This window comes from Brenneria tiliae, assembly GCF_023347575.1.
GTDB lineage: Bacteria > Pseudomonadota > Gammaproteobacteria > Enterobacterales > Enterobacteriaceae > Brenneria > Brenneria corticis.
In genome coordinates, this window is sequence record NZ_JAKPCB010000103.1 from 243,910 (window position 1) to 270,102 (window position 26,193).

Here is a 26,193-nt window from a genome sequence, read left to right on the forward strand (position 1 = left end):
CGTGGCAGGAATAATGAAATATCTCTACATTGCGCTCGGCATTATGCTGCTGGGCGGCATGATCGTCGCCAGCCTATTTCTTGGGGCCGGCAGGGTAACCATGCAGGCGATCTGGACCGATCAGGCGATGCGCGACATTTTCTTTATCAGCCGCGTTCCCCGCACGCTGGCGCTGCTTTTGGCGGGCAGCGCCATGAGCGTCGCCGGGTTGATTATGCAACTGCTGACCCAGAACCGTTTCGTCGAGCCGTCGCTGGCCGGCACCACTCAGTCCGCCGGGCTGGGGCTGCTGGTGATGATGGTGCTGGCGCCGTCTTCCCCGGTGTTCGTCAAAATGATCGTCGCCAGCCTGTTCGCCATGGGCGGCACGCTGCTGTTTATGCTGCTGCTGCGCCGCATCGTGCTGAAATCGGCGTTGGTGGTGCCGCTGGTGGGAATTATGCTCGGCGCCGTCATCAGCGCCATTACCACCTTCGGCGCCATGTATTTTGATCTATTGCAGGCGCTGGGCAGCTGGGAGTCGGGCGATTTTTCCGGCGTGTTGCAGGGGCGCTATGAGTTGCTATGGCTGGTCGGTTTGCTGACGCTGCTCGCCTGCTGGATCGCCGACCGTTTTACCGTCGCCGGCATGGGGCGCGAATTTTCGGTCAACGTCGGGCTTAACTACCGGCAGGTGATGCTGATGGGGCTGGCGATTGTGGCGGTGACCAGCGGCGTCGTCGTGGTGGTGGTGGGCGCGCTGCCGTTTCTCGGCCTTATCGTTCCCAATCTCGTCAGCATGCTATTAGGTGACAACGTACGCAGAACTATTCCGTGGGTTTGCCTGCTGGGCGGCGGGTTGGTCCTGTTGTGCGACATTATAGGCCGAGCGATCCGCTATCCGTTCGAGATACCGGTCAGCGTTATTCTGGGCGTTATCGGGGCTATGGTTTTTCTTCTCCTGATGCTGAGTCAAAAACGTCATGTCGGCCAATAAAGCGAATACGGCAATGCCCGCCGCGACGTACCAAAATAAATACGCGCTATCTCCCCGGCGGCGCTTGTGGCTGCTGGGCGCCCTGGCGCTGGCGGCGATGGCGATATTTATGACCATCAACCTCGGCAGTAATTTGCGCTATATCCTGACCCACCGCGGATTGATGCTGGGCACCATGCTGCTGGTGGCGTTTGCCGCCAGCGCCTCGACGGTGCTGTTTCAGACGGTAACCAATAACCGCATTCTGACGCCCTCGATCATGGGGTTCGAAGCGCTGTTTGTTCTGATTCAAACCGTACTGGTGTTTGTTTTCGGCGTCCGGGGCCTGCCCGCGTTGGGTATTCAGGGGAAGTTTTTCATGGAAGCGCTGCTGCTGGTGCTGTTTTCCGCCGTGCTGTATCGCTGGCTGTTTACCGGGAACCGCAACAATCTGCATCTGGTGTTATTGGTGGGCATTATCTGCGGCACGCTGTTTCGCAGTATGTCCAACCTGATGCAGCGCTTGCTCGACCCCAGCGAGTTTGCGATTGTGCAGGGGCGGATGTTCGCCACCTTTACCCGCGCCGCGCCGGAGCTGATTGGGCTGTCGGCGGCGATTGCGGCCCTGGTGGCGGTGATGATATGGCGGATGCGTTTCCGCTTCGACGTGCTGGCGCTGGGACGCAGCACCGCGATTAATCTGGGGCTGGATTACAAACGCAGCGTGACGGTGATATTGCTTTTGGTCTCGGTGCTGGTGGCGATATCGACGGCGCTGGTCGGGCCGCTGACCTTTCTGGGATTTATGGTGGCCAACCTGGCGTATATGATTATCGGCACCAGCCAGCACCGTTTTCTGCTGCCGGCGGCGTTTCTGCTGGGCATTATTGCGCTGGTCGGCGGACAGCTGATTCTGGAGCATCTGCTGGATATGTCCGGCGCGCTGTCCGTGGTGATTGAATTTATCGGTGGTTCACTGTTTATTCTGTTGTTACTTAAAAAGGTTTCCGTGTGATTGAGATCGGCAATGTAACTAAAACCTATAATAATGTGGCGGTATTAAAAGAGGTTACCGCCACCATTCCCCGCGGCGGCGTTACCTCGATTATCGGCCCTAACGGCGCGGGGAAATCGACGCTGTTATCTATTATCAGCCGCTTGCTGGACGCCGATCGGGGGCAGGTGCGGGTAAACGGCATGGATGTCACCACCACGCCGAGCAATAAACTGGCGACCTGTTTATCCGTGCTACGCCAGGAGAATCAGTTTACCAGCCGGCTAACCGTCGCCGAACTGGTCGGTTTCGGCCGCTATCCCTACACCCACGGACGGCTGAATGCCGACGATCGCCGGCGTATTGACGCGGCGCTGGCGTTTCTCCACCTGACCGAACTGAAAGATCGCTTTTTGGACCAGCTTTCCGGCGGGCAACGGCAGCGCGCCTACGTGGCGATGGTATTATGCCAGGATACCGAATACGTGCTGCTGGACGAACCGCTGAATAATCTGGATATGAAACACGCGGTGGCGATGATGAAGCAGATCCGCCGCGCCGCGGATGAACTGGGAAAAACCATCGTTCTGGTTATCCACGACATCAATTTCGCCTCCGCCTATTCCGACCATATTATCGCCATGCGCCACGGTGAGATTATCTACAGCGGTAAGCCGGAAGAGATCATGGTGCCCGCGATACTGGAAGATATCTTCGATACCGAGGTGGCCATCGAGCTGGTGCGTAATCAACGTATCGCCGTGTATTATCGATAATTAATCGATTCAGAGAAAACCATCTTGTCGCCGATAGCTGCTAACCTGTATGGTTAGCATATAGAGAATTTGTGTTTGACTTAAGTAAGGGTAGAGAAATGGATAAGGATACTAAGCCTTGTTTCCAGGATGTTCTGGAGTTTGTACGCACGTTTCGTCGTAAAAATAAACTGCAACGCGAAATCATTGATAACGAAAAGAAAATTCGTGATAACCAAAAACGCGTTCTGCTGCTCGACAACCTGAGCGAGTATATCAAGCCCGGCATGACCATTGAGGACATTCAGGGAATTATCGCCAGCATGCGCAGCGATTATGAAGACCGGGTTGACGATTACATCATTAAAAATGCCGACCTGTCGAAAGAGCGTCGCGAATTGTCCAAGAAACTGAAAGCCATGGGTGAAGTGAAATAACCCATCTCCGCTGGAAAACAGGGATCGCTCCGGCGGTTCCTGGTCGTTTTACCCCCCGATCTTCACTCTTTTATCAACGCCGACGGCGCATCTTCATCGCCCAAAGCCGGATATGCCTCCTATGCCGGGTGCAATTTTCTGCAACGGCCAACATTGGCTGCGCGTCCCGTTCCGCGGATTGATTTTTGAGCTGCGCGGCAGGCCGATAATGTAGCAAGATCCCTGCTCGCAAATAGTGCCAGGCCGGCGGGATGATGAGCAGACTATCCGTAAGTACCCTCGCGATGGCGGCGATCCTCGGTATTTTGCCCTTGCTGATCCTGCCGCAAATTCCTCCCCGCCCGCTGCTTTATGGCGGGGGACTCCTGGCGGTGATAACGGCGCTGAAATGCCCGGGTTATGCGCTGCGGCTGACGGCGATTACGCTTCTCGGCTTTTGCTGGGCCGGGTTGGCGGCGCAAACGGTATTGCAACAGATCGAGCACGCGACCCAGCGTACGGTGAGCGCCGTGGTAACCATCACCAGTATCCGCTTCACCGAATTAGATGAACCGCGGGCGGTGGTGAGAGTGGAAAAAATCAATCAGCGCCGGGTATTTCCGCCGCTTTACGCGCAGGTGACGTTGTCACATGGCATGCGCGACTGGTGCGGCGGCCAGCGCTGGTCGGTCGCCGCCCGTTTTCGCCCAGTCCACGGTCGCCTGAATCAGGGGGGATTCGACAGCCAACGCTGGGCGATAGCCAAACGTCAGCCGCTGTCCGGGAAAATAGTCTCGGCGCAGGCGATAACGCCATCCTGCGATCTGCGCCAGCGCATTATTTCCCAGGCGGAGCAACAGGTCATCACGCTGCCGTGGCGCGCTATTTTACTGGCGCTGACTTTCGGCGAAATGAAAACCGTCAGCCCCGAGACAAAAATCACGCTGCAAAAAACCGGCACCATGCACCTGATGGCCATTTCCGGTCTGCATATTGCGCTCGCCGCCTTATTTGGCTGGGGCGCGGCGCGCGGAGCGCAATATCTTTTGCCCGCGCGGTGGATTGGTTATCGGTTTCCCTTATTGGCCGGCGGGATGGTGGCGTGGGGATATGTGTGGCTGGCCGGCGGAAATCCGCCGGCGGTGCGAGCCGCATTGGCGCTCAGCCTGTGGATTGCGCTGCGCCTGCGCGGCGTACTCTGTTCACCCTGGCAGGTATGGCTGTGGTGCGTGGCGCTTATTCTGCTCGGCGATCCGCTCAGCGTGCTGTCCGACAGCTTCTGGCTCTCCTGCCTGGCGGTGGCGTCGCTGATTTTCTGGTTTCAGTGGGCGCCGTTACCCAAACGGTGCCGGAGCGGGTTCGGCTGGCTCTGGCTGCGCTGGCTGCATCTGCAAGCCGGGATCACGCTGCTGTTGATGCCGCTGCAACTAAGCATATTTCACGGCGTCAGTCTGACGTCGCTGCCGGCAAATCTGTGGGCGGTGCCGATCGTATCCTTTATCACCACGCCCTTGGTGCTACTGGCGCTGCCGGCGATGTATCTCACCGCGCTGAATTACTGGCTGTGGTGGCTGGCGGACCTGTCGCTGCGAGCGGTATTTATGCCGCTGACCGCCATGGAGGCGGGATGGGTGAATCTGGACGCCACGCTGCTTATCGGCAGCCTGGCCGGATGGCTGAGCGTGGTGATCTGGCGCTTTGCCTGGTGGCGATATTATCCGGTCGGCGTGGCGACGCTGATCGTTCTGCTGGCGGCGTCGCGCCTAAAAACCGACGAGCCGAACTGGCGCGTCGATATGCTGGACGTCGGTCACGGGCTGGCGGTGGTGATTGAGCGCAACGGAAAAGCGGTGCTGTACGATACCGGCAACCGCTGGGACGGCGGCGACATGGCGACCAGGGAAATACTGCCTTATCTGCGCTGGCGCGGGCTGGTGGCAGAAAAAATCATTCTCAGCCATAGCCATATGGATCATATCGGCGGACTGGCGTCGCTAAAAGCGGCATACCCGCAGGCGGAAATTTACAGCTCGTTCCGCCAGGCGGGGCATCTGCCGTGCCGGCGGGGAGTCGGCTGGCGCTGGCAGGGGCTGACTTTTACCGTACTGTGGCCGCTATCCCAGGTAGCGCGGGCGGAGAATAATGACTCCTGCGTGGTGCGCGTCGATGACGGCAAATACCGCGTTTTATTGACCGGGGATATTGAAGCCGAAGCGGAGCGGGCGCTAATAAAATGGCATAGAAATGAACTGGCTGCGGATTTGTTACAAATTCCCCATCACGGCAGCGGCACGTCTTCCACTCCGCCTTTTATACGGGCGGTCGCCGCGCCGCGCGCCGCCGCCTCCGTCGCCCGCTATAACCAGTGGCGGCTCCCTGCCGCCAGAGTGGTGAAACGCTATCGCCGGCATGGTCATACCTGGTTCGATACGGCGACCTCCGGGCAGCTGAGTGCGCGTTTTTTCAACGATTCATGGCAAATACTGCGCTTTAGAGAGCAAATATCGCCGCGTTGGTATCATCGGTGGTTTGGCGTATGGCGGGATAATGAGTAAAATAGGCGGCTATTTCTTTCTGGCTCAGGTTTATTGCATGCTGAATGATAAAGATCTCTCCACCTGGCAGACGTTTCGTCGCCTATGGCCGATGATCTCTCCTTTTAAAGCGGGGCTGATTGTAGCCGCGATCGCGCTGGTGATTAATGCGGCCGGCGACACGCTAATGCTGTCTCTGCTTAAGCCCCTGCTGGATGAAGGATTTGGTAAAGCCGATCGTTCCGTTCTGGTATGGATGCCGCTGGTGGTCATCGGACTGATGCTGATGCGCGGCGCCTCGGGTTTTGTTTCCAGTTACTGCGTGGCCTGGGTGTCGGGTAAAGTGGTTATGGGCATGCGTCGCCGCCTGTTCAGCCACATTATGGGCATGCCGGTGACCTTTTTCGACCAGCAGTCCACCGGAACGCTGTTGTCCCGTATTACCTACGACTCCGAACAGGTTGCGGCCTCGTCGTCGAACGCCTTGATTACCGTGGTCAGGGAAGGGGCGTCGATAATCGGCCTCTTTATCCTGATGTTCTATTACAGCTGGCAGCTGTCGCTGATCCTGATTGTGATTGCGCCGATTGTCTCGATGGCTATCCGGCTGGTCTCCAAACGTTTCCGTAATATCAGCAAAAATATGCAGGATACGATGGGGCTGGTGACGACCAGCGCGGAGCAGATGTTGAAAGGGCATAAGGAAGTGCTGATTTTCGGCGGTCAGGATGTGGAAGTGCAGCGTTTCAACAAGGTCAGCAACCGCATGCGCCAGCAGGGGATGAAACTGGTCTCCGCCTCCTCCATTTCCGATCCCATCATCCAGTTGATCGCTTCGCTGGCGCTGGCCTTTGTGCTGTACGCCGCCAGCTTCCCCAGCGTGATGGATACCCTGACCGCGGGGACGATTACCGTGGTCTTCTCCTCCATGATTGCGCTGATGCGGCCGTTAAAGTCGCTGACCAACGTCAACGCCCAGTTCCAGCGCGGCATGGCGGCCTGTCAGACGCTGTTCGCCATTCTGGATATGGAGCAGGAAAAAGATACCGGCAAGCTGGAGATCGAGCGGGCCAAGGGGGATCTTGAATTCCGCAACGTGGATTTCGCCTATGCGGGAAGGGAAAACCTGGCGCTGAAAAATATCAGCCTGCATATTCCGCCCGGCAAAACCGTGGCGCTGGTCGGCCGCTCGGGATCGGGCAAATCCACCATTGCCAATCTGATCACCCGATTTTACGACATTCAGTCCGGCGAAATTCTGCTGGACGGGCATGACCTGCGGGAATACAAGCTGTCGTCCCTGCGTAACCAGGTGGCGCTGGTGTCGCAGAATGTACACCTGTTCAATGATACCATCGCCAACAATATCGCCTACGCCTGCAGCGATCGCTATAGCCGGGAAGAGGTGGAGCGCGCGGCGAAAATGGCTCACGCCATGGATTTCATCAGCAAGATGGAGAACGGGCTGGACACCATGATCGGCGAAAATGGCGTCCTGCTTTCCGGCGGGCAGCGTCAGCGTATCGCCATCGCCCGCGCATTGCTGCGCGACTGTCCTATTCTGGTATTGGATGAGGCGACCTCGGCGCTGGATACCGAGTCGGAGCGGGCGATTCAGGCGGCGCTGGATGAGCTGCAGCGCGATCGCACCGCGCTGGTTATCGCCCACCGGCTGTCCACCATCGAGAAAGCCGATGAGATTCTGGTGGTTGAAGACGGGCGTATTATCGAGCGTGGCGAACATGCCGCGCTGTTGGCGAAAAACGGCGCCTACTCCCAATTACATAAAATGCAGTTCGGCGAATGATTGAGCGCATCTGGTCGGGACGCTCGCCGCTTTACCGGCTGTTAATCCCCTTATCGCTGCTCTACGGGCTGATCGCTTTTCTGATCCGCCAAAGTTATCGCCGGGGATGGCGTAAAAGCTGGCGAGCGCCGGTGCCGGTGGTGGTGGTGGGAAATCTGACCGCCGGGGGGAACGGCAAAACCCCGGTGGTTATCTGGCTGGTGGAGCAGTTACGGCGCCAAGGCTTGCGGGCCGGCGTGGTGTCCCGCGGCTACGGCGGCAGAGCGCAACGCTATCCGCTGGTGGTGGATGATAACGTCACCACCGACCAGGCCGGCGATGAGCCGGTGCTGATTTATCAACGCACCGGCGCGCCGGTGGCGGTGGCGCCCAAACGTCGTCTGGCGGTGGAGGCCCTGCTGGCGCGCTATCCGCTGGACGTGGTGATCACCGACGACGGCTTGCAGCATTACGCGCTGGCCCGCGATATCGAGCTGGTGGTGGTTGACGGTGTGCGGCGCTTTGGCAACGGCTGGTGGCTGCCCGCCGGCCCGATGCGCGAGCGTGAAAGCCGCCTGCGCACGGTGGATGCGGTTATCGTCAATGGCGGCAGCGCGCGGCCCGGCGAGATCGCCATGCGGCTGACGGCCGGCATGGCGGTCAATCTCGCTTCCGGGGAAACACGCCCGGTCAATCAGTTGCAGAACGCGGTGGCGATGGCGGGCATCGGCCACCCGCAGCGTTTTTTTGCTACGCTACGTGATGCCGGGGTAACTATTTCGCGCGAGGTGGCGTTTGCCGATCACCAAGGCTATCGGCTGGAACAGCTGCAACCGCTGACCGATGATGAAAGACAGCCCTTGCTGATGACGGAAAAGGATGCGGTCAAGTGCCGGGCGTTTGCCCGCCGCAACTGGTGGTATCTGCCGGTGGACGCCACGCTGGCGGAACCGGCGGCCGCCCGGCTGCTCGACCGATTGGAGACGTTGCTGGCCAGTCGGCGGTGACGATTAATTTGTTCTACTCTAAATAATGGCTTCTTGATGGAGGAAGCATGGATCACCGCTTGCTGGAAATTGTTGCCTGTCCGGTATGTAACGGACGCTTATACTTCAATAAAGAAAAACAGGAACTGATCTGCAAGGTTGACGGGCTGGCCTATCCGGTGCGCGACGGCATTCCGGTACTGCTGGATCACGAAGCGCGTACCTTAGGGGCTGACGAGATCACACAATGAATTTCAACGTTATTATCCCGGCTCGCTTTGCTTCCAGCCGCTTGCCGGGTAAGCCGCTGGCGGATATCAACGGTAAGCCGATGGTGGTGCATGTGATGGAGCGTGCGCAGGAGTCGGGGGCGCGGCGGGTTATTGTGGCCACCGATCACCCCGACGTCGAGGCGGCGGTGCGCAAGTCGGGCGGGGAAGTTTGCCTCACCAGCCCCGATCACCATTCCGGCACCGAGCGCCTGGCCGAAGTGATTGAACGCTATGGGTTTTCCGATGATGAAATCATCGTCAACGTGCAGGGCGACGAACCGATGATTCCACCGGTGATCGTTCGTCAGGTGGCGGATAATCTGGCCGCCTGCCGGGCCGGCATGGCCACGCTGGCGGTGCCGATTGAAAGCAGCGAAGAGGCGTTCAATCCCAACGCGGTTAAAGTGGTGACGGATGCCGAAGGCTACGCGCTCTACTTTTCCCGGGCGCCGATCCCCTGGGAACGCGAGCGTTTTAGCCACTCGAAAGAGAGCATCGGCGACCACTTTTTGCGCCATATCGGCATCTACGCCTATCGGGCGGGTTTTGTGCGCCGCTATGTCGGCTGGGCGCCCAGCCAGCTGGAGCAAATCGAGCTGCTGGAACAGCTTCGTGTATTGTGGTACGGCGAAAAAATCCACGTCGCGGTGGCGAAATCGGTCCCCAGCGTGGGCGTCGATACCCCGGAAGATCTGGCCCGGGTGCGCATCGCGATGGCCGGCGGCTGAATTGACGGCATCCATCGGGCCGCGGCGCTGCCGAATCGCGGCCGATCTATCCTATCTTTGATCTGTATTGAGGAAATTGTCATGCGCTGACCGCATGATGGCATGCGGAGCGATCCTGCTCTGCCGAGGTTAGCCGTTTATGGAACAGTTGAAAGCTGAATTAAGCACGGTACTGGGTGAAAGCCTGAGCCGGCTGGAGTGCGTAAGCGAACAACCTTACGCCCATCTCTATGCGCTGTATGATAAAGAAGGCCACGCCATTCCGCTGCTGGCCAAAGGCTACGTCTGCCAGGGCGTGGCGCAGCAGGAGGCCTACAAGCTTTCCATGCTGGCGCGCGAAGGGGATGTCCGGCTGCCGACGGTATACGGTTTGGTGATTAGCCAGCAGGCGCCCTACAAAGAGCTGTTGCTGATCGAGCGCCTGCGCGGGGTTTCCGTCGAGGCGCCTTGCCGCACGGCGCAACGCTGGACGCTGCTGATGGATCAAATCGTGGAGAGCGTGCTGGCCTGGCACCGTATCGACAGCCACGGCTGCGTCGGTTCCGTCGACAGCACCCAGGAAAACGACTGGTTTAGCTGGTATCGGCAGCGGCTGGAAGTGCTGTGGGCCACCCTTCTTAATGTCAACGCGCCGCTGTTGACCCAACGGGATCGCAGCCTGCTATACCGTTCCCGTCAGTGCTTGCCGGCGTTATTCGATGACTTCAACGATAGCTGCGTGCTGATGCACGGCAATCTCTCGTTACGCAGCATGCTGAAAGATGCGCGCAGCGATCAGCTGCTGGCGATGATTAATCCGGGCATGATGCTCTGGGCGCCCAGAGAGTACGAACTGCTGCGGCTGTGCGAATCGGGGATGCCGGAACAGCTGCTCTATCGCTATCTCAATAAGGCGCCGGTGGCCGAGTCGTTCGTTTACCGCCGCTGGCTGTACGTTATCTGGGAAGCGGTCTCGCGCTATATTCATACCGGGCAGTTGGATCGCCAACTGTTTGACACCGCGTCGCACGAGCTGTCTCCCTGGCTGGAATAGCGCTCCCGGCCTGGTTTATCCGGCCGCGTCCGGCGCCGGTTCGCCGCCTTTCAGGCGTTGCCACAGGCGTCCCAATGTTTCATACCAGGCCCGTTCGCTGTGCGACAGGTAGTAGGCCGACGGAAATACCTTCTCCCACGGATTCAGCGCCGAGGTAATCGCCATCTGATTGGCGGGCGCGGGAATGGGGTTCAGCCCCTGCGCCTGGAAGAAACGCATGGCGCGGGGTAAATGATTCGCCGATGTCACCAGCAAAAACGGCTGTTTGCCGATGATATTTGCGCTGCTGGCGGCTTCTTCTTCCGTATCCCGCGGCGTGTCCAGTGTCAAAATATCCTCAGCCGGGACGCCCAGGCTTTCGGCCACCAGCGCCGCGGTTTTCGCGCTGCTCACCGGGTTGCCCTGCGCCGCGGCGCCGGTGAAAATCATTTTGGCGCCCGGATTGGCGTGATAAAGCCGTACCCCCTCGGTAACGCGCGGCAGGCTGTTGCCGATAAGGTTGGAGCTTGGCGCCCAGTCGGGGTTATAGGTATATCCGCCGCCCAGCACCACGATATAGTTCGCATGAATGCGCCCCGGCTGCCAGGTGGGATAGTGTTTTTCCAACGGCGATAACAGCCGATCGGCGATGGGCTGAACGCTGATCAGTACCAGCGTGAGCCAGCTCAGTAGAATCAGCGTCTTGCCGCCGCGCTGCCAGCGCGTGAAGCACAGCAGCAACAGACCGGCGCCCATCATCAGCAGCAGCAGCGGAAGCGGCTGCAACAGGCCGCCAATAAACTTTTTTGCTATGAACAACATAAAATCATCTTCCTTTTGGGTGAAAAAACCGCATCCGGGCAAATATCCTGGGGCAAGACGATTTATTCTAAGCCAGCCTGTGCCAGAATAGCAGTTTCAATAAATCCCGGCGCGCTGGATTGCCAGGCCTTTTTTATTCGCCGTAACCATCATGAAGCGGAACCTTCGACCGATGCAGGATCGCAATTTTAACGACATTGCTGAAAAGTTCGCCCAGAATATTTATGGCACCACCAAGGGTCAACTGCGACAGGCGGTATTATGGCAGGATCTCGGCGGTCTGCTGGCGCAGCTTCCCGACGGGCCGTTAAACGTGCTGGATGCGGGCGGCGGCGAGGGGCAGATGGCCTGCCGCCTGGCCGCTTTAGGACATCAGGTCTTGTTGTGCGATCTGTCAGATGAGATGATTCAGCGCGCCAAAGATGCCGCCGCCGCGCAAGGGGTGATCCACAATATGCGTTTCGTGCACGGCGCCGCGCAGGATATCGGGCGGTATATGTCTCGGCCCGCCGATCTGATATTGTTTCACGCGGTGCTGGAATGGGTGGCGCAACCTCGGCAGGCGCTTGATATACTGTATGATTGTCTGGCGCCGGGCGGCGTGTTATCCCTGATGTTCTATAACCGGCATGGCCTGTTGATGCGTAACATGGTATTGGGTAATTTCGCCTACGTGCAGGCCGGTATGCCGAAGCGTAAACGGCGGTCGCTGTCGCCCGACCATCCGCTGGATCCGCAGCAGGTGTATGGCTGGCTTGATGAGATGGGGCTCGCCATCCTGGGTAAAACGGGCGTCCGGGTGTTTCATGACTATTTGCAGAATAAGCAGCAACAGAATGATAATTTTGCCGAGATTCTGGAGTTGGAACAGCGTTATTGCCGGCAGGAACCCTTTGTGAGCCTGGGGCGTTATATCCATGTCATGGCGCAAAAAAACCATTTGAAGGATGCATTATGAGTGATTTTTCCCAGACTGTACCCGAACTGGTCGCCTGGGCACGAAAAAATGATTTTTCCCTTTCCCTTCCCACCGAGCGTCTGGCTTTTTTGCTGGCGATAGCGACGCTCAACGGTGAGCGCATGGACGGTGAAATGAGCGAAGGCGAACTGGTGGATGCCTTTCGCCACGTCAGTCAGGGATTTGATCAAACCAATGAAACCATCAGCGTGCGCGCCAACAATGCGATTAACGATCTGGTGCGCCAGCGCCTGCTCAACCGGTTTATCAGCGAACTGGCGGACGGCAATGCCATCTATCGCCTGACGCCGCTGGGCATCGGCATTACGGATTACTATATTCGCCAGCGCGAGTTCTCGACGCTGCGTCTTTCCATGCAGCTCTCGATCGTGGCCCAGGAGCTGAAACACGCGGCGGACGCGGCGGAAGAGGGCGGCGATGAGTTTCACTGGCACCGCAACGTCTTTGCGCCGCTGAAATATTCGGTGGCGGAAATATTCGACAGCATCGATCTCTCCCAGCGGGTGATGGATGAACAGCAGCAGGGGGTAAAAGACGATATCGCCGCCCTGCTGAATCAGGATTGGCGCGCGGCGATCGTCAGCTGCGAACAGCTGTTGACCGAAACCTCGGACACCCTGCGCGAGTTGCAGGATACGCTGGAGGCCGCCGGCGACAAGCTGCAGGCCAGCCTGCTGAGTATTCAGGATGCGATTCTGCATAACCCCCACAATCTGGAATTCGTCGATAAGCTGGTATTCGATCTGCAAAGCAAACTCGACCGCATCGTCAGCTGGGGCCAGCAAACCATCGATTTATGGATCGGCTACGATCGCCACGTGCATAAATTTATCCGTACCGCCATCGATATGGATAAAAACCGCGTGTTTTCACAACGGCTGCGCCAGTCGGTGCAAAGCTATTTTGAGAGTCCCTGGGCGTTGACCTTCGCCAACGCCGATCGCCTGCTGGATATGCGCGATGAGGAGCTGGCGCTGCGCAGCGACGAGGTGACCGGGGAACTGCCGCCGGAACTGGAATATGAAGAGTTCAGCGAGATGCGCGAGCAGCTGATAGCGCTGGTGGAACAGGCGCTGCATAGATATAAAGAGCAACGAATACCGCTGAATCTGGGCGACGTGATGCGCGACTATCTGGCGCAGTATCCTCGCTCCCGGCATTTTGACGTTGCCCGAATCGTGGTCGACCAGGCGGTCCGTCTGGGTGTGGCCGAATCAGATTTCACCGGATTGCCCGCGTTATGGCAGGTAATCAATGATTACGGAGCCAAGGTACAGGCCCATGTCATCGACAAATATTGAACAAATCATGCCAGCCAGGCTGGCGACCGCGCTGTCGAATACGTTATTTCCCGCGCTGGACAGCCAACTGCGCGCGGGTCGTCATATCGGCATGGAAGAGCTGGAAAATCACGCCTTTCTGATGGATTTTCAAGAACAGCTGGAGGAGTTTTACAGCCGCTACAACGTAGAGCTGATCCGGGCGCCGGAGGGTTTCTTCTACCTGCGTCCGCGCTCCACCACGCTGATCCCCCGTTCGGTTTTGTCCGAGCTGGATATGATGGTGGGGAAAATTCTCTGCTATCTGTACCTCAGCCCGGAGCGCCTTGCCCATGAAGGCATCTTCAGCCAGCAGGAGCTGTACGAAGAGTTGCTCGGCCTGGCGGATGAAAACAAACTGCTGAAGCTGGTTAACCAGCGTTCGACCGGTTCCGATCTGGACCGTCAGAAACTGCAGGAAAAAGTGCGCACCTCGCTTAACCGGCTGCGTCGCCTGGGAATGATTTACTTTATGGGCAGCGACAGCAGCAAATTTCGTATTACCGAATCCGTATTCCGCTTCGGCGCCGACGTGCGCAGCGGCGACGACGCCCGCGAAGCGCAGCTGCGGATGATTCGCGACGGCGAGGCGATGCCCGTTGAGGGCGGCCTGTCGCTGAAGGATGAAAGTGATGAAAACGATCGCACCGACGATACCCCGCCAGAGAGTGCTGAGGATGAACAGGAATGATTGAACGCGGTAAATTTCGCTCGCTGACGCTGGTTAACTGGAATGGTTTTTTCGCCCGCACCTTTGATCTGGATGAGCTGGTCACCACCTTGTCCGGCGGCAACGGCGCCGGTAAATCCACCACCATGGCGGCATTTATTACGGCGCTGATCCCCGATCTGACGCTGCTGCATTTCCGCAACACCACCGAGGCCGGGGCCACCAGCGGTTCACGGGATAAAGGCCTGCACGGCAAGCTGCGCGCCGGGGTGTGCTACTCCACCCTGGACGTGGTCAATTCCCGCCATCAGCGCGTGCTGGTGGGCGTTCGCCTGCAACAGGTCGCCGGGCGCGACCGCAAGGTGGATATCAAACCCTTCACCATCCAGGGGCTGCCCACCGCCATTCAGCCGACGCAGCTTCTCACCCAGACGGTGGGCGACCGTCAGGCCCGCGTGCTTTCGCTGGCGGAGCTGAAAGAGCGGGTGGAGGAGATGGAAGGCGTACAGTTCAAACAGTTCAACTCCATCACCGACTATCATTCGCTGATGTTCGACCTGGGCGTGGTTCCGCGCCGGCTGCGTTCGTCGGCCGATCGCAGCAAGTTCTACCGGCTGATTGAAGCGTCGCTGTATGGCGGCATCTCCAGCGCCATTACCCGCTCGCTGCGGGATTATCTACTGCCGGAAAACAGCGGGGTGCGCAAAGCCTTCCAGGATATGGAAGCGGCGCTGCGTGAGAACCGCATGACGCTGGAGGCGATTCGCGTCACCCAGTCCGATCGCGATCTGTTCAAGCATTTGATCTCCGAAGCCACTTCTTATGTGGCGGCGGACTATATGCGCCATGCCAACGAGCGGCGTATTCATCTGGATAGCGCGCTGGAGCTGCGCCGCGAGCTGTTCGGCGGCCGCAAGCAGCTGTCCGGCGAGCAATATCGTCATGTGGAAATGGCGCGCGAACTGGAAGAGCAAAGCGGCGCGGAAGGGGATCTGGAGACGGATTACCAGGCCGCCAGCGACCACCTGAACCTGGTGCAGACGGCCATGCGCCAGCAGGAAAAAATCGAGCGCTACAACGCCGATCTGGAAGAGCTGAGCTATCGGCTCGAAGAGCAGAACGAGGTCGTTGGAGAGGCGCGTGAACAGCAGGCGGAAAACGAAGCGCGGGCCGACGCCGCGGAGCTGGAAGTGGATGAGCTGAAAAGCCAGCTGGCCGACTACCAGCAGGCGCTGGACGTTCAGCAAACCCGCGCCATTCAGTATCAACAGGCGCAGCAGGTCCTGGAGCGCGCCCGGACGTTATGCCAACTGCCGGATCTGACCGCGGATAACGCCCACGAGTGGCTGGAAAGCTATCAGGCCAAAGCGCAGGAAACCACCGACGTTCTGCTGATGCTGGAGCAGAAGCTGAGCGTCGCCGATGCGGCCCACGGCCAGTTTGAGCAAGCCTATCAGCTGGTGACGCGCATTGCCGGCGCGGTCAGCCGCGGCGACGCCTGGCAGGTGGCGCGCGATCTGCTGCGCGACAGTTCGTCGCAGCGCTATCAGGCCGAGCGGGTGCAGCCGCTGCGTATGCGCCTGGCGGAAGTGGAGCAGCGCCTGCGCGAACAGCAGGATGCCGAGCGGCTGTTGCAGGACTTCTGCAAGCGCAGCGGAAAGGATTATCAGCCGGAAGACCTGGAGTCGCTGCAGCAGGAGCTTGAGGCGCGCATCGAGTCGCTCTCGACGCTGGTGGCGGAGGCCGGAGAACGCCGCATGGCGCTGCGGCAGGAGCTGGAGCAGGTTCAGCGGCGTATTCAGCAATTGACGGCGCGCGCGCCGGTCTGGCTGGCGGCGCAGGAAGCGCTGACGCAGCTGAGCGAACAGAGCGGCGAAACCTTTGAAGACAGCCGGCAGATTACGGAATATATGCAGCAACTGCTGGAGCGCGAGCGGGAAACCTCGGTTGAGCGTGACGAGCTCGCCGCCCGCAAACGGCATATTGAAGCGCAGATTGAGCGCCTCAGCCAGCCCGGCGGTTCGGAAGACCCGCGGCTGAATGCGCTGGCGGAGCGTTTTGGCGGCGTATTGCTGTCGGAAATCTATGATGACGTGACGCTGGATGATGCGCCTTACTTCTCGGCGCTGTACGGTCCTTCCCGTCATGGAATTGTGGTCGCGGATCTTTCTCTGGTGCGCGAACAGCTGGCGGGGCTGGAGGATTGTCCCGAAGATCTCTATCTGATTGAGGGCGACCCGCAGTCGTTCGACGACAGCGTGTTTGCGGTCGAGGAGCTGGAAAAGGCGGTGGTGGTTAAAGTCGCCGATCGCCAGTGGCGCTACTCGCGTTTCCCGCAGGTGCCGTTGTTCGGCCGCGCCGCGCGGGAAGCGCGCCTCGAAGCCCTGCGCGACGAACGTGAAACCCTGGCGGAGCACTACGCCACGCTGTCGTTCGACGTACAGAAAACGCAGCGCCTGCATCAGTCTTTCAGCCGCTTTATCGGCACGCATCTGGCCGTGGCGTTTGATGAAGACCCTGAGGCGGAAATTCGCGCCCTGCATTCGCGCCGCGGCGAGCTGGAACGGGCGATCGTTAATTTCGATGGCGAAAACCAGCAGCAGCGCCAGCAGTACGAACAGGCCAAAGAGGGCAGCGCCCAGCTTAACAAACTGATCCCGCGCATCAGCCTGTTATGCGACGACAGCCTGCAGGATCGCGGCGAAGAAATTCGGGCGGAGCTGGAAGAGGCCGAAGAGTCGGTGCGTTTTATCCAGCAGCATGGCGCCACGCTGGCAAAACTGGAGCCGCTGGCGGCGGTGTTGCAAAGCGATCCGCAGCAGCATGAGCAGCTGCAGGAAGATTATACCCAGGCGCAAAACGCCCAGCGTCAGGCCCAGCAGCAGGCGTTTGCCTTGACCGAGGTGGTGCAGCGCCGCGCGCACTTCAGCTATACCGACGCCGCCGGCATGCTGGGCGAAAACGCCGATCTTAACGACAGGCTGCGTCATCGTCTGGAACAGGCGGAAGCCGAACGCAGTAAAGCGCGTGAACAGCTGCGCCAGCATCAGGCGCAGCTAACGCAGTTCAGCCAGGTTCAGGCTTCGCTGAAAAGCGCCTACGACGCCAAGCTCGATATGCTGAAGGAGCTGACGCAAGAGTTGCAGGATATCGGCGTGCGCGCCGATGCGGATGCCGAATCCCGCGCCCGTCAGCGCCGTGATGAACTGCATGCGGCGTTAAGCGCCAACCGGTCGCGCCGCAACCAGCTGGAAAAACAGCTTACCTTCTGCGAAGCGGAAATGGACGGCCTGCAGAAAAAACTGCGCAAGCTGGAACGGGATTACCACCAGATGCGCGAGCAGGTGGTGACCGCCAAAGCGGGCTGGTGCGCGGTGATGCGGCTGGTGAAGGATAACGGCGTCGAGCGGCGTCTGCACCGCCGCGAGCTGGCCTATATGGACGGCGACGAACTGCGATCCATGTCGGATAAGGCGCTGGGGGCGCTGCGTCTGGCGGTGGCGGATAACGAACATCTGCGCGACGTGCTGCGGCTTTCCGAAGATCCCAAGCGTCCGGAGCGCAAGATTCAGTTCTATATCGCCGTCTATCAGCATCTGCGCGAACGCATCCGTCAGGATATCATCCGCACCGACGACCCGGTGGAAGCCATCGAGCAGATGGAGATCGAGCTGAACCGGCTGACCGAAGAGCTGACCGCCCGCGAGCAGACGCTGGCCATCAGTTCGCGCAGCGTGGCGAATATCATTCGCAAAACCATTCAGCGCGAGCAAAACCGCATTCGGATGCTCAACCAGGGGCTGCAATCCGTGGCTTTCGGGCAGGTGAAAAGCGTGCGGCTCAATGTGAATGTGCGCGAGACCCATACCACCTTGCTTAACGTACTGTCCGAGCAGCAGGAAGTGCATCAGGATCTGTTTAACAGTAACCGGCTGACCTTCTCCGAGGCGTTGGCGAAACTGTATCAGCGGCTGAACCCTGAAATTGATATGGGGCAGCGCACGCCGCAAACCATCGGCGAGGAGCTGCTGGACTACCGCAACTACCTGGAGATGGAAGTGGAGGTCAACCGCGGCGCGGACGGCTGGCTGCGGGCCGAAAGCGGCGCCTTGTCCACCGGGGAGGCGATCGGCACCGGGATGTCGATTTTGGTGATGGTGGTCCAGAGCTGGGAAGAGGAGTCCAAGCGTTTGCGCGGCAAGGATATATCCCCCTGCCGCCTGCTGTTCCTTGATGAAGCCGCCCGTCTGGACGCCAAATCCATCGCCACGCTGTTCGAACTGTGCGACCGGCTGGAAATGCAGTTGATCATCGCCGCGCCGGAAAATATCAGCCCTGAAAAGGGTACGACCTATAAACTGGTGCGCAAGGTTTATCAGAACAACGAGCATGTTCACGTGGTCGGGCTGCGGGGCTTTGCGGGAAGCGACGCCGAGCTTCAGGCTCCGGTCTCCTAGCCTTTACCATACCGCCATCGTCATCCCCGCGCAGGCGGGGATCTACTTTCAGCTAGTGCGTTGATATCAGGAAGATTCCTGCCTACGCAGGAATGACGGGGTTGGATTTGCTATCATCAATGGCTACTTTGTCAACGCTCTGAGCCGCTTTTTTAAAGCGGCTTTAGTTTTGCAGCGGCGGATTATTAATAAATCATTCGTCAGGCCGGTAAAATAATCACGCGACAATAGAAGCAAAAATATTTTTCTCTTTATATACTGACGGTAACACCGATGAAATAGGTTAGTCCGGCAAGGCAAATATCAATACATAAAAGCACAATTATTTTTCTCTGCAATATATATACCCTAAATAATTCGAGTTGCAGGAAGGCGGCGACGCAACGAATCCCCGGGAGCTTACACCAGTAAGTGACCGGGGTGAGTGACAAATCTGCCTGGAGCAGATTTGAACGCTGTTCACAGCGGTCCCGTAGGGACGAGGCCCATGGAAGGGCCGAGTAACACAGCCAACGCACCTGTAGCTTGAAGTATGACGGGTATAAGCTGGGTTATTTTATTTTTGCCAACAAAGGGCTGGTTGTGGAAGGCATTGTGGTTAATGGGTACAGGGGATGAATGGATGTTGTTAGATAAACGAAAAGCGCAGAGGCTGCTGTGGAGTGCTGGTTGTATTTGGGTATGTAGCCTGTCACCTTCGTTTTCAGCGCTGGCGGCATTACCCGCGGTGTTGCCGGGCGAATCCCAATCTGCGGGATTCGTTGACGTGGAAAACAGCAGAGCGACCTTGCTGGCCGCCTTGCCTAAAGGCGTGACGCTTCACTATCTTGCCGATCTGTCATCATTATATGCCCAGCATTATATGCAGCCGATGTGGACGGACGCTCAGGCGGTGCGGCAGTTGCAACAGCAATTGGCCGAACTGGCGATTGCCGGCGTACAGCCGCAGTTTACCAGATGGGTGACCTGGCTTACCGATCCGCAGATAACGGGTCTGGCGCGCGATATCGTCTTATCCGATGCCATGCTGGGCTATTTGCAGTTCGTTTCCGGCGTCGAGCGCAATGGCAACAGCTGGTTGTACGGTAATGTGCCTTACCGTTTGCAGTCGCCCGCCGCCAACGTGGTCGGCCAGTGGCAGCAGGCGGTGAAGTCGGGCGGTAGCGCCGCCTATGTCGCATCACTGGCGCCGCAGCATTCGCAGTATGCCAAAATGCATCAAGCCTTGAAGGCGATGCTGGCGGATAATCGTCCCTGGCCGACATTGAGTTTGTCGGAAAGTTTACGTCCGGGGCAGTCGAGCCAGGCCATTCCGGCGCTGCGTGAAATTCTACTGCGCAGCGGGATGCTGGAGCCGAGTGGGGATATCACGCTGTTTAATGAACCGACCGCCACGGTTCCCCCGGCGGCCAGCCAAGCGGCGGATGATCCGCTGGCCGAGGATAGGCTCTCTGCCGCTGAAAACCTTTACAGCGATGAGCTGGTGGCGGCGGTAAAACGTTTCCAGCATTGGCAGGGACTGGCAGATGACGGCGTAATAGGCAAACGCACCCGCGACTGGCTGAATGTCTCGCCGCAGGTGCGCGCCACGCTGCTGGCGCTCAATATCCAGCGCCTGCGCTTGCTGCAGGATAATGTTCATACCGGAATTATGGTCAACATTCCTGATTACTCGCTGATTTATTATCAGGATGGCGCGCAAAGGCTGTCATCGCGGGTTATCGTTGGCCAGCCGAAGCGAAAAACGCCGCTAATGAGCAGCTCGCTGTATAACGTGGTGGTCAATCCGCCGTGGAATGTGCCTACCACGCTGACGCGGCAGGATATTATTCCCAAGGTTATTCAGGACCCTGGGTATCTGCAGCGCCACGGCTACACCGTTCTGGCGGACTGGAGTCAGGATGCGGAAATCATCGATCCTCTGATGATTGATTGGTCGATGGTATCGCCAGGCCGTTTTCCCTATCGCCTACGTCAGGCTCCGGGGGCCAATAACTCGCTGGGGCGCTATAAGTTCAATATGCCCAATTCTGAAGCGATCTATCTGCACGACACGCCGAACCATAATCTGTTTCAGAGGGATATCCGCGCGTTGAGTTCCGGCTGCGTTCGCGTCAATAAAGCGTCCGAACTTGCCGGTATGTTATTGCAGGATACCGGCTGGAATAATCAACGCATCTCTTCAACGCTGGCGCAGGGCAATACCACCTATGTGCCGATGAAGCACCGCATCCCGGTAAGCCTTTATTATTTAACCGCCTGGGTGGCGGATGACGGCAGGCCGCGGTTCCGCACAGATATTTACAATTATGACGACAGGGCGCGCTCGGGGGCGCAGATTCTGCCCCAAGCCGGGCTGTTGTTGCAATAATTATCGAAAAATTCGGGATTTAACAAAACGGACCGGGAATCCGCCATGGGGGGAATCATTGCGATCCCCCGCAAGCCCTTGAATAAAGCGGGTTGACTCACTTTTCATAGGCGGTTATGGTGCAAGACGGTGCGTTTGGCGCGCCTCCGTTTACACCGTTCTTTTAGCCTGGGTAATCCGCTCTATGGAAGACATCGACAATCATCGCCGTAAATGGCTTGCGCTGGGTGGTGCGGCATTAGGTATTGCCCTCCTTCCCGGTCAGGCAATGGCGACCTTATCTACGCCCCGACCACGAATTTTGACGCTTAATAATCTTAATACCGGAGAACGCCTCAAAACCGAGTTTTTTGACGGCAGACGGTATAATAAAGAAGAGCTATCGCGGCTGAATCATTTTTTCCGTGATTACCGGGCGAATAAAATCAAAACCATCGACCCGCAGCTTTTTGATCAGCTTTACCGCCTGCAGGTTATGCTGGGAACCAACAAACCGGTGCAGCTGATTTCCGGCTATCGCGCCATCGATACCAATAACGAACTGCGCGCGCACCGCAAAGGCGTGGCGAAGCAAAGCTACCATACCAAAGGACAGGCGATGGACTTCCATATCGAAGGCGTCCAGCTTGCCAACCTGCGTAAAGCGGCGATGAAAATGCGCGCCGGCGGCGTCGGATATTATCCGCGCAGTAACTTTGTCCATATCGATACCGGTCCGGTGCGCACCTGGTAAACTGACTGGCTGTTATTATGTTGTTTGGAGCGGTATGAAATATCAAATTATCCCCGTTACGGCCTTTAGCCAGAACTGCACATTGCTATGGTGCGAGCATACCAATGAGGCGGCCATCGTCGATCCCGGCGGCGATGCGGATAAGATAAAACGGGCGGTCGCCGATGCGGGCGTTACCGTTAAGCAAATCCTGCTGACCCACGGACATTTGGATCACGTCGGCGCCGCCGCCGAACTGGGCGCGTATTATCAGGCGCCGATTATCGGTCCGCAGATTGAAGACGCGTTCTGGCTGGAAGGCTTGCCGGCGCAGAGCCGAATGTTCGGGCTGGATGAATGTAAAGCCTTGACGCCTTCCCGCTGGTTAACAGAGGGTGACAAGGTCAAGGTCGGGGATATTACCCTGGAGGTATTCCATTGTCCCGGCCATACGCCCGGACATATCGTCTTTTTTGACGCGGTATCTCGTCTGGCGCAGGTGGGTGACGTCATTTTTAACGGCGGCGTGGGGCGCAGCGATTTTCCCCAGGGCGATCACCAGGCGTTGATCGCCTCAATACGTAATAAACTGCTGCCGCTGGGGGATGACGTGACCTTTATTCCAGGCCATGGGCCGATATCCACCTTCGGCCGGGAGCGCCAGACCAATCCGTTTATTCGCGACGAGCCGGCGGTGTGGTAAAACGCTGGCCGCTGCGTCAGTCGGCGGTGAGCCGTGTGGAGAGCAGCATGGTTACAGGCAGGTCCCGTACGCTTTTCGCTGCGTTCACTAGCGTTCTTTTTTCCGCAGAAGTCAGGGATTGCAGATCGCCATCGTCGAAGTAAACCAGTGCTTTCAGGCTTTCGCTAGGTTGAAAATTAGCGCCAAACATCAATCTGGCGGCGGCAAGCCCATATGCAAGACTGACTCCCGCGTTTATCATGGCCGCAATATCGCGATAATCTTTAGCTTCGGCTCGTTGAAGTATGACTTTTACTTTGGTCGCCATCAGGTCGTTAAATGAGGCGACCTGTAATACGCGATCGTCTGTAACATCAGGGTTACCCACTCGGCCAAATCCTATTGGTCCAAAAAATGAAACTTTAACGGACTGCGTTTCTTCGGCTTCATTATCGGGTACTAATAGCGTCCAGGTGTTTTCTTGATCGTGCAGAGTAGTCGAGTGAGCGACAAATGAAAACGCCGATCTGATCGCCTCGCGGTCAAGCGGCCTGTCAGAAAAGAAATCAAAATCAACGGATTGCCTATGGCCTAAGCGTAGGGCAATAGCCGTGCCGCCATATAGTACGAATCCAAGCCTGGCGGCATTGCCCAGACTGGGCCAGAGTCGCTGCTGTGCGAGCGGCAACGCATCCATACGAGGTTTGAAAACCGGCTTCATGCCAATCTCCGTACGGGCAGCGGCGGCACCTGATCGAATGCGCAAACATCCAGACGGTAGTGCCAGTATGCCCATGAGCGCGCGTTGAACTGCCCGGCTTCCGCATGCGTCAACACATCCCTCAGCGTATCGTCGTTGACGTGAGCGACCAGCGTTTGCACGTCGGAATAGTCGCCGATATTCATTACCTGAGCAATAATCCGCTGGGGATAAGCGATAGCTTCATCCGGTGATTTCCACCATATATATTTGCGTGCCAACGTTTTCAATATTTTCTGGTTGATGGATGCCATATCATATATCCATATGCCCGTTTGATAGCACGATTCTATAGTTGCGTTGAACGTTAGACAACTGGTGGGGAGAAGTGAACCGGGTCACTTTTAATTACTGATTCGGTGACCCGGTTAAGAAGAGAATTAAAGTACGGCGACGATGGCTTCGCACAGCGGCGCCATATTTTCCGGCGTCATGCCCGCCACGTTGATACGACCGGAGTTAACGGCGTAAACGCCGAATTCATCACGCAGGCGCAGTACCTGGTCTTTAGTCAGTCCGCTGAATGAGAACATGCCGTTCTGGTCGATAATGAAAGAGAAGTCCTGCCTGGCGCCTTTCTCCTGCAAGGTATTGACAAACAGCTGACGCATGCGCTGAATGCGTTCGCGCATCGCCGTCAGTTCCTGTTCCCAGATGGCCCGCAGGGCATCGTCAGCCAGAATGGTCGCCACCACGGCGGCGCCGTGAGCCGGCGGATTGGAGTAGTTGGCGCGGATGGTCGCCTTTACCTGGCTGAAGGCTTTATCGGCGGTCGCGGTATCGGCGGCAACCAGCGTACAGGCGCCCACGCGCTCATTGTACAGGCCGAAGTTTTTGGAATAGGAACTGCAAACGATCAGTTCCTTATGCCTGGCGGCAAAGATGCGCAGGCCTTCCGCGTCCTCTTCCAGCCCGCGGGCAAAACCCTGATAGGCGAAGTCAAACAGCGGCAGCCAGCCTTTTGCTACCGAAAGCTCGGCCAACTGGGCCCACTGCTCGGCCGTGGGGTCAATGCCGGTAGGGTTGTGACAACAGCCGTGGAACAGCACCACATCGCCGGCCTGCGCCGCATTGAGGCTGCTTAACAGTCCGTCGAAGTCCAGGGCATGGTTGGCGGCGTCGTAGTAAGCATATTCGCGCACTTCGAGACCGGCGGCAGAGAATACGCCTTTATGGTTCGGCCAGCTCGGGTTGCTTATCCAGATACGTTTCGCCGCGGTCTGCTTGGCGATAAAGTCAGCGGCAACGCGCAGACCGCCCGTTCCGCCCGGCGTTTGCGCGGTACGCGCCCGCTTGTCGGCGATAATGTCGCTTTGTTTACCGAACAGCAATTCCTGAGTGTATTGACTGAATGCCGGCAGACCGTCAATGCCCAGATAGTTTTTGGTGATTTCGTTTTCCAGCAAAAATTGTTCTGCTTTTTTTACGCTGGTTAATACCGGCGTTTTACCGGTTTCATCTTTATAGACGCCGATGCCCAGATTGATTTTATGCGGACGTTCATCGGCGCGGAAAAGATCGGTCAGCCCAAGAATAGGGTCGGCGGGGGCGGCAGTGATATTTTCAAACATGAGTAGGGTGTTCCATGGCAGAGATTAAGCAAGAATTCTCAGAGTAACGCCAGTAAAAGGCTTTGCCAACCTTTGGGTTAAAAAAGAAAGAGAAATAATCGGGGGAATCTGAGATACAAAATAAAAGACTGGCTAACGGGGTAATACGGGACTTTAGCAGCAAAAAAGACAGAGCCGAAGCCCTGTCTTTTTTATACGCTGCGCACGGTTAACCCGCTGCGCGATGCGGTATCAGCTTAGAACTGATAAGTCAGACCAACAGCAACGATGTCATCATCGCTGATGCCATAGTCATTATCGCTGTCGAGCAGGTTGATTTGGTAATCAACATAGGTAGAAAAGTTTTTGTTGAACGCGTAAGTACCGCCAACGCTGACATACTTGGTGACATAGTCATTAATGCCGTTTTGCTCGTCTTTTCCTTTAGCGGAAACGTAAGCCAAGGAAGGCGTCAGACCGAAATCAAAGGTATATTGAGCAACAGCTTCAAAAACTTTGGTTTTGTCAGCAAATCCGCCGTAAGTGTCGGTGCTGGTGTAGGTCAGGTTACGGTATTGACCGTAAGTCGCAGCAAGGTAAAGGCTGTTGGCATCATATTTCAAGCCGGTAGCCCAAGCATCTGCATCCTGGCCTTTACCGTCAGCAGTTTGACGGTTAGTACGGTCGTATTTTGCATAAGAACCAGCAACGCTTACGCCGATGTCGGTGTTATACTCCAGAGAAGTACCCCAGCCGTCGCCGTTTTGTTTGCCAAGAGCGGTACGGCCACTGGCATTTTCGTCATTTTTACCCTGATACTGCAAGCCGAAGTTCAAGCCATCAACCAGGCCGAAGAAACCGGTGTTGCGGTAGGTGGCTACGCCGCCAACGCGCTGGGTCAGGTTATCGGTGTAAGCGGAGTCGCCGCCGAATTCCGGCAGTACGTCGGTATATGCGAGACCATCGTAAGCGATACCCAGATTACGGCCATAGTCGAAAGAACCGTAGTCGCTGAATTTCAGACCGACGAATGCATAACGGGTTTTATCTCCGCCTTGCTCTGATTCGGCTCTGTTACCTTTGAATTCATATTCGAAACGGCCATAACCAGTGAGGTCGCTGGTGATCTGAGTTTCGCCTTTAAAACCCAGACGAACGTAGGTGTTGTCGCCGTTGTCGCCGTCGTTATCGGAGAAGTAATGCAAGCCGTTAACTTTACCAGTCAGATCCAGCTTATTGCCGTCTTTGTTATAGATTTCTGCCGCGTTTGCTGCACCAGCAGCCAACAGAGCCGGGATTACCACTGCAAGAATATTGCGCTTCATCATTATTACCCTCATTGGTGTTATTCAGACACCTGCCACTGCCAAAAACAATTCCTTACGCAACTATACGAACTATACGGAACCATTACTGAAAGTTTGGTGTCGTCC

The 26,193-nt window shown here is 57.4% G+C and carries 22 protein-coding genes; 17 read left to right on the forward strand and 5 right to left on the reverse strand.

Features of this window, described 5'->3' with window-relative positions:
- The first annotated feature begins 13 nt into the window (after positions 1–13).
- From MFP24_RS21950 to MFP24_RS21995, 10 genes are all read left to right on the forward strand, one after another.
- Entirely contained in the window at positions 14–976 is a 963-nt protein-coding gene (locus tag MFP24_RS21950; RefSeq protein ID WP_249232531.1) for an ABC transporter permease, read from the forward strand.
- Positions 963–1,970: an iron chelate uptake ABC transporter family permease subunit gene (locus MFP24_RS21955; RefSeq protein ID WP_407062049.1), complete on the forward strand. Its 1,008-nt coding sequence runs from the start codon at positions 963–965 to the stop codon at positions 1,968–1,970. The genes MFP24_RS21950 and MFP24_RS21955 overlap by 14 nt, the downstream gene beginning before the upstream one ends.
- Complete coding sequence (locus tag MFP24_RS21960; protein WP_249232530.1) at positions 1,967–2,725, forward strand: iron ABC transporter ATP-binding protein; 759 nt, start codon at positions 1,967–1,969, stop codon at positions 2,723–2,725. Before MFP24_RS21955 ends, MFP24_RS21960 begins: the two co-directional genes overlap by 4 nt.
- 98 nt (positions 2,726–2,823) lie before the next feature.
- Positions 2,824–3,141, forward strand: coding sequence for a PTS system regulator TmaR (tmaR, locus tag MFP24_RS21965; RefSeq protein ID WP_249232529.1), 318 nt, complete (start codon positions 2,824–2,826; stop codon positions 3,139–3,141).
- A gap of 251 nt (positions 3,142–3,392) precedes the next feature.
- Complete coding sequence (locus tag MFP24_RS21970) at positions 3,393–5,675, forward strand: ComEC family protein (protein WP_249232528.1); 2,283 nt, start codon at positions 3,393–3,395, stop codon at positions 5,673–5,675.
- Between the two features lie 37 nt (positions 5,676–5,712).
- On the forward strand, positions 5,713–7,461 hold the full coding sequence (gene msbA, locus MFP24_RS21975; protein WP_249232894.1) for a lipid A ABC transporter ATP-binding protein/permease MsbA: 1,749 nt from the start codon (positions 5,713–5,715) through the stop codon (positions 7,459–7,461).
- Positions 7,458–8,447 (forward strand): tetraacyldisaccharide 4'-kinase, encoded by a 990-nt coding sequence (gene lpxK, locus MFP24_RS21980; protein WP_249232527.1) that lies wholly within the window; start codon positions 7,458–7,460, stop codon positions 8,445–8,447. Before msbA ends, lpxK begins: the two co-directional genes overlap by 4 nt.
- A 47-nt stretch (positions 8,448–8,494) precedes the next feature.
- Positions 8,495–8,677, forward strand: a complete 183-nt coding sequence (locus tag MFP24_RS21985; protein WP_009113194.1) for a Trm112 family protein — start codon at positions 8,495–8,497, stop codon at positions 8,675–8,677.
- Positions 8,674–9,426, forward strand: a complete 753-nt coding sequence (gene kdsB / locus MFP24_RS21990; RefSeq protein ID WP_249232526.1) for a 3-deoxy-manno-octulosonate cytidylyltransferase — start codon at positions 8,674–8,676, stop codon at positions 9,424–9,426. The genes MFP24_RS21985 and kdsB overlap by 4 nt, the downstream gene beginning before the upstream one ends.
- A gap of 139 nt (positions 9,427–9,565) precedes the next feature.
- On the forward strand, positions 9,566–10,459 hold the full coding sequence (locus tag MFP24_RS21995; protein ID WP_249232525.1) for a YcbJ family phosphotransferase: 894 nt from the start codon (positions 9,566–9,568) through the stop codon (positions 10,457–10,459).
- Positions 10,460–10,474: 15 nt separating this feature from the next.
- Here MFP24_RS21995 and elyC read toward each other — a convergent pair whose 3' ends face one another.
- Positions 10,475–11,260: an envelope biogenesis factor ElyC gene (gene elyC / locus MFP24_RS22000; protein ID WP_249232524.1), complete on the reverse strand. Its 786-nt coding sequence runs from the start codon at positions 11,258–11,260 to the stop codon at positions 10,475–10,477.
- Positions 11,261–11,432: 172 nt separating this feature from the next.
- On the opposite strand from elyC, the gene cmoM reads away from it, so the two are divergent.
- The 7 genes from cmoM to MFP24_RS22035 all read left to right on the forward strand — a co-directional run bounded on the left by cmoM (position 11,433) and on the right by MFP24_RS22035 (position 22,471).
- Positions 11,433–12,218: a tRNA uridine 5-oxyacetic acid(34) methyltransferase CmoM gene (gene cmoM / locus MFP24_RS22005; RefSeq protein WP_249232523.1), complete on the forward strand. Its 786-nt coding sequence runs from the start codon at positions 11,433–11,435 to the stop codon at positions 12,216–12,218.
- Positions 12,215–13,540, forward strand: a complete 1,326-nt coding sequence (gene mukF / locus MFP24_RS22010) for a chromosome partition protein MukF (RefSeq protein WP_249232522.1) — start codon at positions 12,215–12,217, stop codon at positions 13,538–13,540. The genes cmoM and mukF overlap by 4 nt, the downstream gene beginning before the upstream one ends.
- Positions 13,521–14,249, forward strand: a complete 729-nt coding sequence (mukE, locus tag MFP24_RS22015) for a chromosome partition protein MukE (protein ID WP_249232521.1) — start codon at positions 13,521–13,523, stop codon at positions 14,247–14,249. The genes mukF and mukE overlap by 20 nt, the downstream gene beginning before the upstream one ends.
- Positions 14,246–18,685 (forward strand): chromosome partition protein MukB, encoded by a 4,440-nt coding sequence (gene mukB, locus MFP24_RS22020; RefSeq protein ID WP_249232520.1) that lies wholly within the window; start codon positions 14,246–14,248, stop codon positions 18,683–18,685. The genes mukE and mukB overlap by 4 nt, the downstream gene beginning before the upstream one ends.
- 622 nt (positions 18,686–19,307) lie before the next feature.
- On the forward strand, positions 19,308–21,056 hold the full coding sequence (gene ldtD / locus MFP24_RS22025; protein ID WP_249232519.1) for a L,D-transpeptidase: 1,749 nt from the start codon (positions 19,308–19,310) through the stop codon (positions 21,054–21,056).
- A 184-nt stretch (positions 21,057–21,240) separates the two neighbouring features.
- On the forward strand, positions 21,241–21,789 hold the full coding sequence (gene mepK, locus MFP24_RS22030) for a peptidoglycan L,D-endopeptidase MepK (RefSeq protein ID WP_249232518.1): 549 nt from the start codon (positions 21,241–21,243) through the stop codon (positions 21,787–21,789).
- 34 nt (positions 21,790–21,823) lie between these two features.
- Positions 21,824–22,471, forward strand: a complete 648-nt coding sequence (locus MFP24_RS22035; protein WP_249232517.1) for an MBL fold metallo-hydrolase — start codon at positions 21,824–21,826, stop codon at positions 22,469–22,471.
- 16 nt (positions 22,472–22,487) lie between these two features.
- Here MFP24_RS22035 and MFP24_RS22040 read toward each other — a convergent pair whose 3' ends face one another.
- From MFP24_RS22040 to MFP24_RS22055, 4 genes are all read right to left on the reverse strand, one after another.
- Positions 22,488–23,171, reverse strand: coding sequence for a nucleotidyl transferase AbiEii/AbiGii toxin family protein (locus MFP24_RS22040; protein ID WP_249232516.1), 684 nt, complete (start codon positions 23,169–23,171; stop codon positions 22,488–22,490).
- Positions 23,168–23,464, reverse strand: a complete 297-nt coding sequence (locus MFP24_RS22045; protein ID WP_249232515.1) for a hypothetical protein — start codon at positions 23,462–23,464, stop codon at positions 23,168–23,170. Before MFP24_RS22045 ends, MFP24_RS22040 begins: the two co-directional genes overlap by 4 nt.
- A gap of 126 nt (positions 23,465–23,590) precedes the next feature.
- The gene (locus MFP24_RS22050; protein WP_249232514.1) at positions 23,591–24,781 is read right to left on the reverse strand and encodes an amino acid aminotransferase; all 1,191 of its coding nucleotides are present in this window, start codon (positions 24,779–24,781) and stop codon (positions 23,591–23,593) included.
- 236 nt (positions 24,782–25,017) lie between these two features.
- Positions 25,018–26,088: a porin gene (locus MFP24_RS22055; RefSeq protein ID WP_283164132.1), complete on the reverse strand. Its 1,071-nt coding sequence runs from the start codon at positions 26,086–26,088 to the stop codon at positions 25,018–25,020.
- Positions 26,089–26,193: the final 105 nt, after the last annotated feature.